Origin of the sequence: Bacteroides fragilis NCTC 9343, from assembly GCF_000025985.1 — a bacterium.
Taxonomy (GTDB): Bacteria; Bacteroidota; Bacteroidia; order Bacteroidales; family Bacteroidaceae; genus Bacteroides; species Bacteroides fragilis.
This window is the reverse complement of sequence record NC_003228.3, coordinates 4,157,107-4,172,095: the sequence shown is the minus strand read 5'-3', so window position 1 is coordinate 4,172,095 and position 14,989 is coordinate 4,157,107. Positions and strand designations below refer to the sequence as shown.

12 protein-coding genes are annotated in these 14,989 nt (G+C 46.4%); 8 read left to right on the top strand and 4 right to left on the bottom strand.

What is annotated here, in order from left to right:
• Positions 1-109: 109 nt before the first annotated feature.
• Entirely contained in the window at positions 110-2,014 is a 1,905-nt protein-coding gene (locus BF9343_RS17110) for an AAA domain-containing protein (protein ID WP_010993460.1), read from the bottom strand.
• Between the two features lie 258 nt (positions 2,015-2,272).
• On the opposite strand from BF9343_RS17110, the gene BF9343_RS17105 reads away from it, so the two are divergent.
• The 6 genes from BF9343_RS17105 (at position 2,273) to BF9343_RS17080 (ending at position 10,308) form a co-directional block, all read left to right on the top strand.
• Complete coding sequence (locus BF9343_RS17105; protein WP_010993459.1) at positions 2,273-4,516, top strand: aconitate hydratase; 2,244 nt, start codon at positions 2,273-2,275, stop codon at positions 4,514-4,516.
• A gap of 162 nt (positions 4,517-4,678) precedes the next feature.
• Positions 4,679-5,869, top strand: coding sequence for an NADP-dependent isocitrate dehydrogenase (gene icd / locus BF9343_RS17100; RefSeq protein WP_010993458.1), 1,191 nt, complete (start codon positions 4,679-4,681; stop codon positions 5,867-5,869).
• Positions 5,870-5,881: 12 nt separating this feature from the next.
• The gene (locus BF9343_RS17095) at positions 5,882-7,225 is read left to right on the top strand and encodes a citrate/2-methylcitrate synthase (protein WP_005790680.1); all 1,344 of its coding nucleotides are present in this window, start codon (positions 5,882-5,884) and stop codon (positions 7,223-7,225) included.
• Positions 7,226-7,430: 205 nt separating this feature from the next.
• Positions 7,431-8,192 carry a DUF1295 domain-containing protein gene (locus tag BF9343_RS17090; protein ID WP_008657484.1) on the top strand — a complete coding sequence of 254 codons (762 nt, stop codon included), beginning with the start codon at positions 7,431-7,433 and terminating at the stop codon, positions 8,190-8,192.
• 14 nt (positions 8,193-8,206) lie between these two features.
• The gene (locus BF9343_RS17085; protein ID WP_010993456.1) at positions 8,207-9,439 is read left to right on the top strand and encodes an NADH:flavin oxidoreductase; all 1,233 of its coding nucleotides are present in this window, start codon (positions 8,207-8,209) and stop codon (positions 9,437-9,439) included.
• On the top strand, positions 9,439-10,308 hold the full coding sequence (locus BF9343_RS17080; RefSeq protein WP_005790670.1) for an SDR family NAD(P)-dependent oxidoreductase: 870 nt from the start codon (positions 9,439-9,441) through the stop codon (positions 10,306-10,308). Before BF9343_RS17085 ends, BF9343_RS17080 begins: the two co-directional genes overlap by 1 nt.
• Before the next feature lie 56 nt (positions 10,309-10,364).
• On the opposite strand, the gene pfkA is transcribed toward BF9343_RS17080, so the two are convergent.
• From pfkA to cmk, 3 genes are all read right to left on the bottom strand, one after another.
• Positions 10,365-11,345 carry a 6-phosphofructokinase gene (pfkA, locus tag BF9343_RS17075; RefSeq protein WP_005790668.1) on the bottom strand — a complete coding sequence of 327 codons (981 nt, stop codon included), beginning with the start codon at positions 11,343-11,345 and terminating at the stop codon, positions 10,365-10,367.
• Positions 11,346-11,418: 73 nt separating this feature from the next.
• Complete coding sequence (locus BF9343_RS17070; protein ID WP_005797949.1) at positions 11,419-12,291, bottom strand: 4-hydroxy-3-methylbut-2-enyl diphosphate reductase; 873 nt, start codon at positions 12,289-12,291, stop codon at positions 11,419-11,421.
• 112 nt (positions 12,292-12,403) lie between these two features.
• On the bottom strand, positions 12,404-13,093 hold the full coding sequence (gene cmk / locus BF9343_RS17065) for a (d)CMP kinase (protein WP_008769932.1): 690 nt from the start codon (positions 13,091-13,093) through the stop codon (positions 12,404-12,406).
• A gap of 155 nt (positions 13,094-13,248) precedes the next feature.
• On the opposite strand from cmk, the gene BF9343_RS17060 reads away from it, so the two are divergent.
• Both BF9343_RS17060 and BF9343_RS17055 read left to right on the top strand, forming a co-directional pair.
• Complete coding sequence (locus BF9343_RS17060) at positions 13,249-13,932, top strand: energy transducer TonB (RefSeq protein WP_005790660.1); 684 nt, start codon at positions 13,249-13,251, stop codon at positions 13,930-13,932.
• A 79-nt stretch (positions 13,933-14,011) separates the two neighbouring features.
• On the top strand, positions 14,012-14,986 hold the full coding sequence (locus BF9343_RS17055; RefSeq protein WP_005802353.1) for a polyprenyl synthetase family protein: 975 nt from the start codon (positions 14,012-14,014) through the stop codon (positions 14,984-14,986).
• The last annotated feature ends 3 nt before the right edge of the window (positions 14,987-14,989 follow it).

Sequence of the window (14,989 nt, the reverse complement as noted above, 5' to 3'; positions counted from 1 at the left end):
GATGTCGTTTTTATGCTATAGAACAAGGGGCTGTCCGAAAATCCGACAGCCCCTTATTTTATGGTTTTAAATGGAAACAGAAGTTACGACTGAAATAAGGAGATCGGCATCAGAGTCCTTGGCTGATGTGCCGGATATATCCGATCAATTTCTTATAGAAAGCATGCTTGCTCATTGTGACCGCATCTCCTAATATAACCAGTTTCATTCGGGCGCGGGTGATGGCTACGTTCATTCGGCGCAAGTCGTTGAGAAAACCGATTTGTCCATCTTCGTTAGCGCGGACGAGGCTGATGAAAATGACATCACGCTCCTGTCCCTGAAAACCATCTACTGTATGGATGGTGATCTGGCTACGGAAGGGGCGGAAGAATAAACAGCCTTTGAGTTTTCCTCTCAGATACTGTACCTGCGCTTTGTAAGGGGAGATAAGGCCGAAGTCTATACGCTCTTCCAATACACGCTTCTCACCGATTTTGCGGATGTATGCTTCAAGTTCTTGCAACAATAAGTTTGCTTCCGGTTTATTGATGCGGCCGAAGCTTTCTCCTACAAATTCTTCGTGGAACTCCATTTCGGAGGTGTCAATCCAACTCATGGGCAGGTCCAGATCGAGTATCCCCCGGTTGGTCACTTCGGGGGCGGCTTGTAGTTCGCCTTGGTAGAACCATTCGGAGGAGAATTGCATAATAGACTGATGCATGCGGTACTGAACTTTCAGGAGTGAGACCGTTTCCTGCTTGTTGGCTGCTACTTTTTCCATTAATGTTTGTTCCAACCCGTTCCGGGCCGCTTCTATGCATTTTATTGTGGGAGGCAACTGACAATGGTCTCCGGCAAAGATGACGCGGTCTGCTTTTCGGATGGCTATCCAACAGGCAGCCTCAAGGGCTTGTGCTGCCTCGTCGATAAAGAGTGTGGTAAATCGCCGGCCGGTCAGGATACGGTGGTTACTGCTGACCAATGTGGAAGCGATGACCCGTGCCCCCGAAAACAGATCTTCATTGATTTGTATTTCCAGCTCCGTGGCACGCTCCCTCAGATGATTGATGCGGCTACGTGCAGCTTCCCGTTCCGAGTAACTGCTTTTGCGCATCCGGTTTCCCATTTCCCGGATCGATTTACGTATTCCCCAGAGTTCGGTATAGGCCGGATGCCCCTCGAAACGGCGTTCGTAAGTAAATGAAAGCATCTTGTCATTTACCCGGCTCGGATTGCCGATACGCAATACAGGTACTCCGCGGTCCACCAGCTTCTCGGCAATCCAGTCGACGGCCGTGTTGCTTTGTGCACAGACCAGGACTTGATTTTCGCGGTGCAAGGTCTCGTAGATGGCTTCTACAAGAGTGGTGGTCTTTCCGGTCCCCGGAGGACCGTGAACGATGGCTACGTCTTTGGCGCAAAGTACTTTGTTGACTGCTGCTTCCTGAGTGCTGTTCAACCAAGGGAAACGGACCGGATAGGTTGCCCTCCAGCAGGAGGGTTGCTTGCTTAGCAATATATCACGTAGTTCGGCAAGGCGGTTGCCTTTGGCGCGAATCACATCTTCCAGCGCTTCGAACATGGTACGATAGGAGGTTTCATCAAAATAGAGTTGTACTCCCAGACGTTCTGCTCCTTGTATTTCAAGTAGAGATCCGGCACCGGGTACGGCTACTACCATACGCTCCTCGTCGGCATAACTGACTGTACAGATGGAATTGAAATAATGTATTTTTCCGTCATATCCCTGTTCGAAAAAGCAAACCGGACGTCCGAATTCGAATACATGTTCGATGTCTTTATCTTCTTTCCTTTCTATTTCGATGACCAATTGGTTCAGTGAATTGTAGAAACTCCGTCCCGTCCCGACCGGATACCAGCAGAGCCCTCGTTTTACTTTCCGTGCAATGCCCATCGTCTCTGTCTGCCGGCGGAATTCTTCTTTCTCGTATTCATATTCCATGCGTAGCAAAAGTTGCTGATGCTGAAGATCACTGAGTGGAGAAGAAGACTTTATTTTATTATCATTCATCTTGATTGGCTGTAAGTTATATGCTAAGAACTATAGTTATGGAATGACTACAAATTACGAAAATTATGCAGAACCTGTCACAGTCACTTGTAGCTTGTAGCATCTGATTTGTAGCAGCTATACTTATAGCTTCTCACAAAATTTCCCGCAAAGATAACAATTCTGTTTCCGGGTTGGAATAAACATTTCAATTTGTTAAACCTTTCTTTCATATTATTGGTTATAATAAATAGAAGAACAGATAAAACCGAAATTGTTATGGTATATGATTTGAATATGTTGAAGAGCTTCTATGCTTCCTATAAAGGGAAGATGGAGCATGTTCGTGCAGCCTTGAAACGTCCTTTGACGTTGGCTGAAAAGATTTTGTATACACATTTGTATAATGTGGCGGATTTAAAAAATTATGAAAGGGGTGAAGACTATGTCAACTTTCGCCCGGACCGCGTTGCTATGCAGGATGCTACTGCTCAGATGGCTCTGTTGCAATTTATGAATGCGGGTAAAGAAGCGGTGGCAGTACCTTCCACGGTTCATTGCGACCACCTGATACAAGCTTATCGGGGGGCTGAACGTGATATTGAAACTGCTACACAAACCAATCGGGAGGTGTACGATTTTCTGCGTGATGTCTCTTCCCGTTATGGCATCGGTTTCTGGAAACCGGGAGCGGGTATCATTCACCAGGTAGTACTTGAAAATTATGCTTTTCCGGGTGGGATGATGGTCGGTACAGACTCACATACTCCCAATGCAGGAGGTCTCGGAATGGTAGCTATCGGTGTAGGCGGAGCCGATGCTGTGGATGTAATGACAGGTATGGAGTGGGAACTTAAGATGCCAAAACTGATTGGAGTCCGTTTGACAGGAGAGTTGAACGGATGGACAGCTCCGAAAGACGTGATACTGAAACTGGCGGGCATCTTGACCGTGAAGGGTGGGACGAATGCCATTATCGAATATTTTGGCCCGGGTACAGCTTCGCTATCGGCTACAGGAAAGGCCACCATCTGCAATATGGGTGCCGAAGTGGGGGCAACCACTTCACTATTCCCGTATGATGAACGGATGGCTGTTTATCTGAAAGCAACCGGACGTGAAGAAGTAGCTGCGATGGCTGACAGTGTAGCTGCCGACTTGCGTGCAGATGACGAAGTGATGGCACGACCGGACGATTTTTATGACCGGGTTATTGAGATAAACCTTTCCGAACTGGAACCTTATATTAATGGTCCGTTTACTCCGGACGCTGCTACTCCTATTTCAGAGTTTGCAGAGAAAGTGGTAACAAACGGTTATCCCCGGAAGATGGAAGTGGGGTTGATAGGATCTTGTACCAACTCTTCTTATCAGGATATCAGCCGTGCCGCTTCTGTTGCCAGGCAGGTGAATGAAAAGAATCTGGGAGTGGCGGCACCGCTGATTGTGAATCCGGGATCCGAACAGATTCGTGCTACGGCCGAGCGTGACGGCATGATGGATGTGTTCGAAAAGATGGGAGCTACGATTATGGCTAATGCCTGTGGTCCCTGTATCGGACAGTGGAAACGCCATACGGACGATCCGACCCGTAAAAACTCGATAGTGACTTCCTTTAACCGTAATTTTGCCAAACGTGCCGACGGTAATCCGAATACTTTTGCTTTTGTGGCTTCTCCTGAAATTGTTTTGGCATTGACTATTGCCGGAGACCTTTGTTTCAATCCGCTGAAAGACCGTTTGGTGAATCATGACGGTGAAAAGGTGAAACTCAGTGAACCTCAAGGTGACGAACTTCCATCAGCCGGATTTGTAGCTGGTAATCAGGGATATCAGGCTCCCGGCGGTGAGAAAAACGAGATCAGAGTGGCTCCCGATTCTCAACGGTTGCAGTTGTTGACTCCTTTCCCCGCGTGGGATGGCAATGATTTTCTCAATATGCCGTTGCTTATCAAAGCACAGGGTAAGTGTACGACAGACCATATTTCGATGGCGGGTCCCTGGCTTCGGTTCCGGGGGCATCTGGAGAATATATCTGATAATATGCTGATGGGAGCGGTGAATGCTTTCAATGGCGAAACGAATAAGGTATGGAATCGTTTGACCAATACCTATGAAACTGTTTCGGGTACGGCTAAACAGTATAAGGCGGACGGTATCTCTTCCATCGTTGTGGCCGAAGAAAATTACGGTGAAGGTTCCAGTCGTGAGCATGCCGCTATGGAACCGCGTTTCCTTCATGTAAAGGTGATCCTGGCTAAGAGTTTTGCCCGTATCCATGAGACTAATCTGAAAAAGCAAGGTATGCTGGCTGTTACATTTGCAGACAAGGCCGATTATGACCGGATTCGTGAGCACGATTTGATCTCGGTAGTCGGATTGAAAGAGTTTTCACCCGGACGCAATCTGGAGGTGATATTGCACCACGAAGATGGTACGGAAGAACGGTTCGCTGTACAACATACTTACAATGAACAACAGATCAGCTGGTTCCGTGCCGGTTCTGCTTTGAATGCAAAATAGCCTTCAGGAGGCTTTCAGCGGCCCGCTTTTAGGTTTGAAAATCAATAGGACTTAGGTTTAAAACCAACGGGCCTTTAGTTTAAAAGGTAAGGAGTGTTGGTTCTAAACCAACGAACCTTTACTTCGGAACACGATTGGAGGAGTATATAAAAAGATAAATAGATGAGTAAAATTACCAAACAGCAAAATGGAGTATTGTCAGTGCCGGATGTACCGACAATACCTTTTATAACGGGTGATGGAGTAGGAGCGGAAATAACTCCGGCCATGCAGGCGATAGTAGATGCGGCGGTAGACATGTCGTATGGTGGTGTCCGGCGCATCGAATGGAAAGAAGTACTGGCCGGTGAACGTGCTTTCCGGGCTACCGGTTCGTGGTTGCCGGACGAAACGATGGAGGTTTTCAAGGAGTATCTGATAGGCATCAAAGGACCGTTGACTACTCCGGTAGGAGGAGGAATACGTTCGTTAAACGTGGCTTTGCGCCAGACACTCGATTTATATGTCTGCCTGCGTCCGGTACGTTGGTTCCGCGGAGTGGTGTCTCCGGTCAAAGAGCCCGAAAAGGTGAAAATGTACATCTTTCGTGAGAACACGGAAGATATCTATGCCGGTATCGAATGGGAAGCAGGCACTCCGGAAGCTAAGAAGTTCTACCGGTTCTTGCACGAAGAGATGGGAGTCAGTAAAGTACGTTTCCCCGAAACCTCTTCTTTTGGTGTGAAACCGGTTTCGCGTGAGGGGACGGAGCGTCTGGTACGCGCTGCCTGCCGTTATGCGTTGCAGCATGAATTGCCCTCGGTCACCTTGGTGCACAAAGGTAATATCATGAAATTCACAGAAGGAGGTTTTAAGAAGTGGGGGTACGAATTGGCTGAGCGGGAGTTTGCAGATGCTCTTGCCTCAGGTAAACTGGTGATCAAAGACTGTATAGCCGATGCCTTTTTGCAGAACACTCTTTTGATTCCTGAAGAATATTCGGTCATTGCCACTCTGAATCTGAACGGAGACTATATTTCCGACCAACTGGCTGCGATGGTAGGTGGCATTGGTATTGCACCGGGAGCCAATATCAATTATGATTCCGGACACGCCATCTTTGAGGCCACTCATGGGACAGCCCCCAATATTGCCGGAAAGAATGTGGTGAATCCCTGTTCACTGATACTTTCGGCCGTTATGATGCTTGAATATATAGGCTGGCAAGAACCCGCCGATCTTATCGTCGAGGCGCTTGAAGCCAGTTTTGCCGAGGGGAAAGCCACTAATGACCTGGCACGTTTCATGCACAAAGGCCAGCCGCTCTCTACTTCGGAATTTACCCGGGAAATCATTAACCGAATTAAAAATTAATACCTTCAGGACATGAAAAAAGAATATTTGATTTATAAACTCTCCGAGGCAATGAAGGATTGTACCCGGATTGATAACGAATTGTTTCCAAAATTTGACGTTAAACGGGGGCTTCGCAATGAAGACGGTACAGGTGTATTGGTCGGATTGACTAAGATTGGTAATGTCGTAGGATACGAACGAATCCCCGGAGGTGGTCTGAAGCCGATCCCGGGAAAGTTATTTTACCGTGGATATGACCTGGAAGATTTAGCCCACGCCATTTTAAAAGAAAAACGTTTCGGATTTGAAGAGGTGGCCTACCTGCTGTTATCCGGCAGTTTGCCCGATAAGGAAGAACTGGCTTCGTTTCGCGAGCTGATCAATGATAATATGCCTTTGGAGCAGAAGACCAAGATGAATATCATTGAACTTGAAGGAAACAATATTATGAATATTCTAGCGCGCAGCGTACTCGAGATGTATCGTTTCGATCCTAATCCGGATGATACTTCACGTGACAACCTGATGCGTCAGAGCATCGATCTGATCTCGAAATTCCCGACCATTATTGCTTATGCTTTTAACATGTTGCGTCATGCCACCTTCGGGCGTTCGTTACACATTCGTCATCCGCAGGAGAATCTGTCGATTGCCGAAAACTTTCTCTATATGCTGAAACGCGATTATACCGAGCTGGATGCGCGTACACTCGACCTTTTGTTGGTGCTTCAGGCAGAGCACGGAGGAGGTAACAACTCTACGTTTACTGTCCGGGTAACTTCGTCTACCGGTACAGATACATACTCGGCCATTGCCGCAGGCATCGGGTCGCTGAAAGGCCCGCTTCACGGAGGAGCCAATATTCAGGTAGCCGATATGTTCCATCATTTACAGGAAAATATTCAGGACTGGACCAATGTAGACGAAATCGATACTTACTTTACCCGTATGTTGAATAAGGAGGTTTACAATAAGACCGGATTGATATATGGCATCGGGCATGCCGTATATACCATTTCCGATCCGCGAGCTGTGTTGCTGAAGGAACTCGCACGTGACTTGGCACACGAGAAAGGTCGTGAACGGGAGTTTGCTTTTCTTGAACTTTTGGAAGAACGTGCTATCGCTACTTTCGGTAAGATTAAGAATAATGGGAAAACAGTATCCAGCAACGTTGATTTTTATTCCGGTTTTGTTTATGAGATGATTGGCCTGCCGCAGGAAATCTATACCCCCTTGTTTGCCATGGCGCGTATCGTGGGTTGGTGTGCCCATCGCAACGAAGAGTTGAATTTTGAAGGTAAACGTATCATTCGTCCGGCTTATAAAAATGTGTTGGAAGAAGAACAATATGTACCGTTAAAGAAACGGTAAAAGAGAAGCTTGAAGTCAGAAGTTCACCGCAGATTTACAGATTGCACAGACCGGTACCGGCATTGATTAGCTGTCAGTTCTATGTTTGTACCGTCTGCCAATCTGTGGTAGAACAGACTTTTGTGATACGCTTGCTTTATTTTCGTAAACTATTTGTCCCTTTAAAGTTTTTCTTTTAACTTTGTCCTTGTATAAAATCTTGGATATGAGTATAGAAAGCTTTAATCTGCTTCTTTTAGTAATGGGCCTGGTGGCTTTGGTCGTATTCATAGCCCTTTATTTTGTCAGGGCGGGATATGGCATGTTTCGCAGCCGTTCCTGGGGAATCTCGGTGAATAATAAGATAGCCTGGATTCTGATGGAAGCTCCTGTCTTTCTGGTTATGGGATGGTTGTGGTGGCATTCCGACCGACGTTTTTTACCTGTCGAACTCACTTTCTTTCTTTTTTTCCAACTACATTACTTCCAAAGGGCTTTTGTTTTTCCTTTCCTGATGAAAGGAAAGAGCAAGATGCCGGTACTCATTCTTTTGATGGGAGTGATCTTTAATATTCTCAACGGACTGATGCAGGGAGAATGGATATTCTATCTTGCTCCCTCGGACTATTATACACCCGGATGGTTGCTGACTCCTTGCTTTTGGATAGGAACCCTTTTATTTTTTGCCGGAATGGGGATCAACTGGCATTCGGATTCAGTCATCCGTCATCTGCGTGCTCCCGGAGATACCCGTCATTACCTTCCTCAAAGAGGCATGTATCGATATGTGACCTCTGCCAATTATTTGGGTGAAATTGTAGAGTGGGTAGGCTGGGCTATTCTCACTTGGTCTTTGTCCGGATGTATTTTCGCCTGGTGGACTGTTGCCAATCTTGTTCCGAGAGCAGATGCTATCTGGCATCGCTATCGGGAAGAGTTTGGGACGCAGGTCGGATTGAAGAAACGAATTTTTCCTTTCTTATATTAAAATACACAGTACTTATGAACACACATTCTGCTTCTAAGCTTTTCACGCCGGTTACCATCGGACCGCTCACTTTGCGTAACCGTACCATCCGTTCGGCGGCTTTTGAAGGCATGTGCCCGGGAAATGCTCCTTCCCCCATGTTACTCGATTACCATCGTTCTGTGGCCGCCGGAGGCGTGGGAATGACTACCATTGCCTATGCTTCGGTAACACGCAGCGGACTGTCGTTTCCACGGCAATTGTGGCTCCGTCCGGAAATTATTCCCGGTTTGCGTGAAGTGACTGCCGCTATTCATGCCGAAGGTGCCGCCGCCAGCATACAGATAGGGCATTGCGGCAATATGTCTCATAAGAGTATTTGCGGAGTTACCCCAATTTCTGCTTCGTCAGGTTTCAATATTTATTCGCCTACTTGGGTGCGGGGGATGAAACGCGAAGAGTTGCCGGAGATGGCAAAAGCTTACGGGCGTGCTGTCTGCCTGGCTCGCGAAGCCGGTTTTGATGCCGTCGAGGTACATACGGGACACGGCTATCTGATCAGTCAGTTTCTGTCGCCTTATACCAATCACCGGAAAGATGAATACGGAGGATCGTTGGAGAATAGGATGCGTTTCATGACGATGGTGATGAACGAGGTGATGAAGGCGGCCGGTAAGGATCTGGCAGTATTTGTGAAGATGAATATGCGTGATGGCTTTCGGGGCGGAATGGAAATAGAAGAGACGCTCGAGGTAGCCAGGCGACTCGAATCTTTGGGGGCTCATGCGTTGGTTTTGAGCGGAGGATTTGTCAGTAAAGCCCCTATGTACGTCATGCGTGGGGCCATGCCTATCAAGACCCTGACACATTATATGGATTGTTGGTGGTTGAAGTTCGGCGTCAAATTGGCGGGGAGGATGATGATACCGACTGTTCCTTTCAAAGAAGCCTATTTTCTGGAAGATGCTCTGAAGTTTCGTTCGGAAATTAAAATTCCTTTGATCTATGTCGGCGGACTTGTTTCCCGTGAGAAAATAGATGAAGTGCTGAACGAAGGGTTCGAAGCCGTGCAGATGGCACGTGCTTTACTCAACGAACCGGGGTTTGTCAATCGGATGCGTCGGGAAGAGAAAGCACGCTGTAATTGCGGTCATAGTAATTATTGCATTGGGAGGATGTACACGATCGAAATGGCTTGCCATCAGCATCTGACAGAAGAACTTCCTCTTTGCCTGAAAAAAGAAATAGAACAGTTGGAGAATAAATGATGGAACGTAAACTTGCTGTTATTACCGGTGCCGACGGCGGGATGGGAACGGAGATTACCCGTGCCGTGGCTTGTGCGGGGTATGATGTAATTATGGCCTGCTATTCATCGTCAAAAGCTGAAACCAAATGCCGGGAGTTGGTGAAAGAAACGGGAAATGAAAAGATAGAGGTATGGCAGATCGACCTTGCTTCACTGGCTTCGGTGAGGGCTTTTGCCGACCGGATGTTACGGCAAAAGACTCCTGTCGCTTTGTTGATGAATAACGCCGGGACCATGGAAACCGGATTGCACATTACGGAAGATGGTTTAGAGCGGACGGTCAGTGTAAATTATGTAGGTCCTTATCTTTTGACGCGTCTTTTGCTTCCCTTGATGGGAGAGGGAACCCGCATTGTCAATATGGTGTCTTGTACCTATGCAATCGGTAAACTGGATTTCCCGGATTTTTTTCTTTGGGGGAGAAAGGGAAGTTTCTGGCGTATTCCTATCTATAGCAATACCAAGCTTGCTTTGTTGCTTTTTACCATTGAACTGGCTGAACGTCTTCGGGCACGCGGGATTACTGTCAATGCGGCCGATCCGGGCATTGTGTCTACCAATATCATACGGATGGACCAGTGGTTCGATCCGCTGACAGACATTTTTTTCCGTCCTTTTATACGTACTCCCCTCCAGGGAGCAGCTACTGCAATCGGATTATTGCTCGATGCGGAAGTGGAGGGACGGACGGCAACGTTTAATTTGAATAATCATTGTCGTCTTCTACCGGAAAAATATACCCGTCCTGACCGAAGGGCACAGCTATGGGAAGAGACGGAACGGATCTTGTCGGAAAAGGGCTTCTTGCCGATAAATGATAAACGGTGAACCATAAACATGTATGTTTACCGTCCACCGTTTATCTTATTACTGTTGTACTGCTATCAAATAGACAGTTCTCTCAATACATTGACGAGATCTCTCTTGACAGGTTTATCATTCTTGATGGCTTTACTGAACGGAACGTATACAATCTCGTCGTGTTCAATGCCAATCATGACATTTCGTTGATCTTCCATAATAGCGTCGATAGCGGCTGCGCCTAGACGGCTGGCCAAAATACGGTCGTGTGCCGTCGGACTACCCCCGCGCTGCAAGTGCCCTAAAATGGTGACACGGACGTCGTATTGAGGGTATTCGTTTTTCACGCGTTCGGCATAATGCATAGCTCCTCCGGTGAGTTCGCTTTCGGCTACCAGTACGATACTGCTGTTCTTTGATTTACGGAAACCGCTCTTTATAAATTCTTCCAATTGGTCGACTTCTGTACTGAATTCGGGGATGATGGCAGCTTCTGCTCCGGAAGCAATCGCACCGTTCAATGCCAGGAAACCGGCATCACGTCCCATCACTTCAACGAAGAACAGACGTTCGTGAGAAGTGGCCGTGTCACGGATTTTGTCGACAGCATCCAAAATAGTGTTCAGCGCCGTATCGTATCCGATGGTCGTGTCGGTGCCGTAAAGGTCATTGTCGATGGTTCCCGGAAGTCCGATGCATGGAATGTCATACTCTTGTGCAAAGATGCGTGCTCCGGTCAGCGAACCGTCGCCACCGATCACTACAAGGGCATCGATTCCTTCTTTCACCATATTGTCGTATGCCATTTTACGTCCTTCGGGAGTTGTAAACTCTTTGCAACGTGCTGTCTTCAGGATCGTTCCTCCCAGTTGAATGATGTTACTTACATTCTGGCTCTTAAACTCCTTGATCTCTCCTGTTACCAAGCCTCTGTATCCTCTATATATACCTTTTACTTGCAGTCCGTTGTAGATTGCTGCACGCGTTACTGCACGAATAGCAGCGTTCATTCCCGGTGCATCACCACCGGAAGTTAAAATACCAACACACTTAACTGTTCCCATAACAATCATGTTTTTTAATTGACGTTGCAAAGATAACAAAAAGGAGTGCCCTGTATGATTAAATAACGTTAATTCATTGTCTTTTAATCTGTGCCTTTATAGCTTCAGAGATTTCTTCCATCAGCCATTTAGGAGTCGATGTAGCCCCGCATACACCGATAGAATTGACACCGGGTAGTAAAGAGTCGTCAATTTCGTCGGCACTGTCTATCAAATGTGAATTCGGGTTGACTTTTTTGCATTCTTCGAATAACATTTTGCCATTTGAACTTTTTTTACCACTGACGAAGAAGATCAAATCGTGTGATGCGGCAAACTTTCGTAGGTTGGGCATACGGTTGGCCACTTGGCGGCAAATGGTATCGTAGTACTCAAAAGTTACGTCGGGAGAGATGTGCTCCTTGATATATTCCACAATTTCCCAGAATTCATCCAGTGATTTGGTTGTCTGCGAGTACAGGCGTATGCTTTTGCTGAAATCCAGCCGGCGAGCCTCGTCGAGCTTTTCTATCACAATAGCTTTGCCGGTTGTCTGCCCTACCAAACCTAAGACTTCCGCATGTCCGTTCTTTCCGTAAATTACGATTTGTTTTTCGTCGAGGTCCTCCTGCATATACTCTTGTTTGATTCGTTTTTGCAGGCGGAGTACCACCGGACACGTGGCATCGATGATTTCAATATTATTTTCTTTGGCAATGATATAGGTTTCGGGTGGTTCGCCATGGGCACGCAAAAGCACTTTGGCGTTATGGAGTTGTTTGAACTCTTCATGATTGATGGTAATCAGCCCCATCTCTTTCAGGCGTTCCACTTCACGGCTGTTGTGTACAATGTCTCCCAGGCAATAGAGTGTTACCCCTTTTGCGAGTTCCTCTTCGGCTTTGTGGATAGCTGTGACCACTCCAAAGCAAAAACCGGAACCTTCATCTATTTCTACTTTTACCATAATGATTACAAATGTATGATTAAAAAAGGGTGTAGCCATACTGACCGGATGGCTACACCCTTTCTTTAGGATGGCTACACCCTAACAGGCGGATGGTTACACCCTTTTGTTTTTATGCTTTTATCGCTTTCTGATATTCTGCCATCAGCCACTCTTTTTGCTCGGCGATGGTGAGATGGCTGTTGTCTAATAGCAAAGCATCGTCGGCTTTCTTCAATGGGCTGACTTCACGTGTCTGATCGATGTGGTCACGTTGCTTCACATTTTCCAGTATCTCTTCGAAGCCGGTTTCCTGACCCTTGGCTTTCAGTTCGTCATAGCGGCGTTGGGCACGGATTTCGGCGGAGGCGGTTACGAATATTTTTAATTCCGCATCCGGGAATACGGTCGTCCCGATGTCACGACCATCCATAACAATACCCTTGGCTTTTCCCATTTCCTGTTGCTGAGCCACCATCGCTTCCCGGACAAAACCGAGTGCACTGATCGGGCTTACTTTAGAAGAAACCTCCATTGTGCGGATTTTGTTCTCTACATTCACTCCATTTAAGTAAGTGTTGGGGCGTCCTGTCTCCGGATCGATCCGGAAAGAGATGTGGATGTCGCCGATACGTCGTTTTAATTCATCCGTATCGATTGTATCACCGTGAAAGATGCCATTTTCTATACTATATAATGTAACGGCACGATACATCGCTCCACTGTCGATGTAGATGTATCCTATTTCTTTGGCTAAATCTTTAGCCATGGTGCTTTTCCCGCACGAGGAAAAGCCATCAATTGCAATTGTTATCTTTTTCATTATGTTATGCAGCAGGTTTACTCCCTTTTTTAACGTATTATCTAAATTTTTTCGCCAAATATACTGTATTTTTAAAATATCTGCGTTATATTTGTGCCACAAAAGCAATAACAGCTTAAAAACCAGAAGAACACCAATTTTTATATACTAATTTTATGGAAGTAAAAAAATCGCCCAAAGCAGACCTCGAAGGTAAGAAAACCCAGTGGCTGCTGATCGGTTACGTGGTGGTGCTCGCCTTTATATTCGTTGCGTTCGAATGGACGGAGCGTGATATAAAGATCGATACAAGCCAGGCGGTAGCCCAGATTGAGTTTGAAGAGGAAATGATTCCTATCACACAACAGGAAGAAAAACCGGCCCCACCTCCTGTCGAGGTTCCCAAACAGGCTGAAATCCTGAAGATTGTTGATGACGAGGCTGATGTACAAGAAACAGCCATTGCTTCAACAGAGGATACCGGACAGAAAGTGGAAGTAAAATATGTACCGGTTGAGGTAAAAGAAGAAGAACCCTCGGAACAAGAGATTTTTGAAGTAGTAGAAAATGCACCTGAATTCCCGGGTGGTATGCCTGCTTGTCTCCAGTTCCTGTACAAGAATATCAAATATCCGCCGATCGCTCAGGAAAACGGTACTCAGGGACAGGTTGTCCTCCAGTTCGTTGTTGAACGTGACGGTAGCATAGGTGATATTAAAGTTGTAAAGAGCGTTGACCCCTACCTTGATAAAGAAGCTCTTCGTGTGGTTAAGACCATGCCTAAGTGGAAGCCGGGTATGCAGAGAGGTAAACCGGTTCGTTGTCGGTTTACATTACCTGTACGATTCAGACTGCAATAATCATTGTATAGTATAAGAAGAGAGGCTGCCGTCCAAGCAGCCTCTTTTCATTCAATCTCTCTTTTATAATTTATTTATTATGTATACAGCATCTCAGCTTCTCGATAAGATCAATTCTCACATTTCAGATATCCGGTTTACACGTACTCCGGCAGGTTTGTATGACCCTATTAAATATGTTCTTTCCATGGGAGGGAAACGTATTCGGCCGGTTCTTATGCTAATGGCATACAACCTCTACAAGGAGGATGTGTCCTCTATTTATGACCCTGCTACGGCTATTGAAGTTTATCATAACTATACTCTTTTGCATGACGATTTGATGGATCGGGCTGATATGCGCCGCGGCAAGACAACTGTCCATAAAGTATGGAATGACAATACTGCGATTTTGTCAGGAGACGCTATGCTGGTGCTGGCCTATCAGTATATGGCTGCCAGTTCATCGGAACACCTCAAAGAAGTGATGGATTTGTTCAGCCTGACAGCACTTGAAATTTGTGAGGGACAGCAAATGGATATGAATTTTGAGTCCCGTGAGGATGTAAAGGAAGAGGAGTATCTGGAAATGATCCGTTTGAAAACGGCGGTTTTGTTGGCTGCCAGTTTGAAAATCGGAGCTATTTTAGGTGGAGCTTCTCCTGAGGATGCCGAAAATCTGTATGATTTTGGCATGCAGATCGGAGTAGCCTTCCAATTGCAGGATGATTTGCTGGATGTATATGGTGATCCTGCTGTGTTTGGTAAAAACATTGGTGGAGACATTCTATGCAATAAAAAGACGTATATGCTGATTAAAGCACTGGAACGTGCCGACCGGGATCAGTTGGAGGGATTAAATCATTGGTTGAGTGCAACTTCATTCTGTCCCGAAGAAAAAATCAGTGCTGTGACCGAATTGTACACTCAGATTGGCATCAAGGCTGTTTGCGAAAACAAGATGCGTGAGTATTACACTCGTGCGATGACAAGCCTGGGCGCCGTGTCTGTCATTGAGGATAAGAAGAGTGAGCTGAAAAAGTTGATGAAGCATTTAATGTACCGCGAGATGTAATAT

Coding starts and splice junctions, on each gene's coding strand:
- BF9343_RS17110 (WP_010993460.1), bottom strand. CDS start 2,014: ATGAATGATAATAAAATAAAGTCTTCTTCTCCACTCAGTGATCTTCAG.
- BF9343_RS17105 (WP_010993459.1), top strand. CDS start 2,273: ATGGTATATGATTTGAATATGTTGAAGAGCTTCTATGCTTCCTATAAA.
- icd (WP_010993458.1), top strand. CDS start 4,679: ATGAGTAAAATTACCAAACAGCAAAATGGAGTATTGTCAGTGCCGGAT.
- BF9343_RS17095 (WP_005790680.1), top strand. CDS start 5,882: ATGAAAAAAGAATATTTGATTTATAAACTCTCCGAGGCAATGAAGGAT.
- BF9343_RS17090 (WP_008657484.1), top strand. CDS start 7,431: ATGAGTATAGAAAGCTTTAATCTGCTTCTTTTAGTAATGGGCCTGGTG.
- BF9343_RS17085 (WP_010993456.1), top strand. CDS start 8,207: ATGAACACACATTCTGCTTCTAAGCTTTTCACGCCGGTTACCATCGGA.
- BF9343_RS17080 (WP_005790670.1), top strand. CDS start 9,439: ATGGAACGTAAACTTGCTGTTATTACCGGTGCCGACGGCGGGATGGGA.
- pfkA (WP_005790668.1), bottom strand. CDS start 11,345: ATGGGAACAGTTAAGTGTGTTGGTATTTTAACTTCCGGTGGTGATGCA.
- BF9343_RS17070 (WP_005797949.1), bottom strand. CDS start 12,291: ATGGTAAAAGTAGAAATAGATGAAGGTTCCGGTTTTTGCTTTGGAGTG.
- cmk (WP_008769932.1), bottom strand. CDS start 13,093: ATGAAAAAGATAACAATTGCAATTGATGGCTTTTCCTCGTGCGGGAAA.
- BF9343_RS17060 (WP_005790660.1), top strand. CDS start 13,249: ATGGAAGTAAAAAAATCGCCCAAAGCAGACCTCGAAGGTAAGAAAACC.
- BF9343_RS17055 (WP_005802353.1), top strand. CDS start 14,012: ATGTATACAGCATCTCAGCTTCTCGATAAGATCAATTCTCACATTTCA.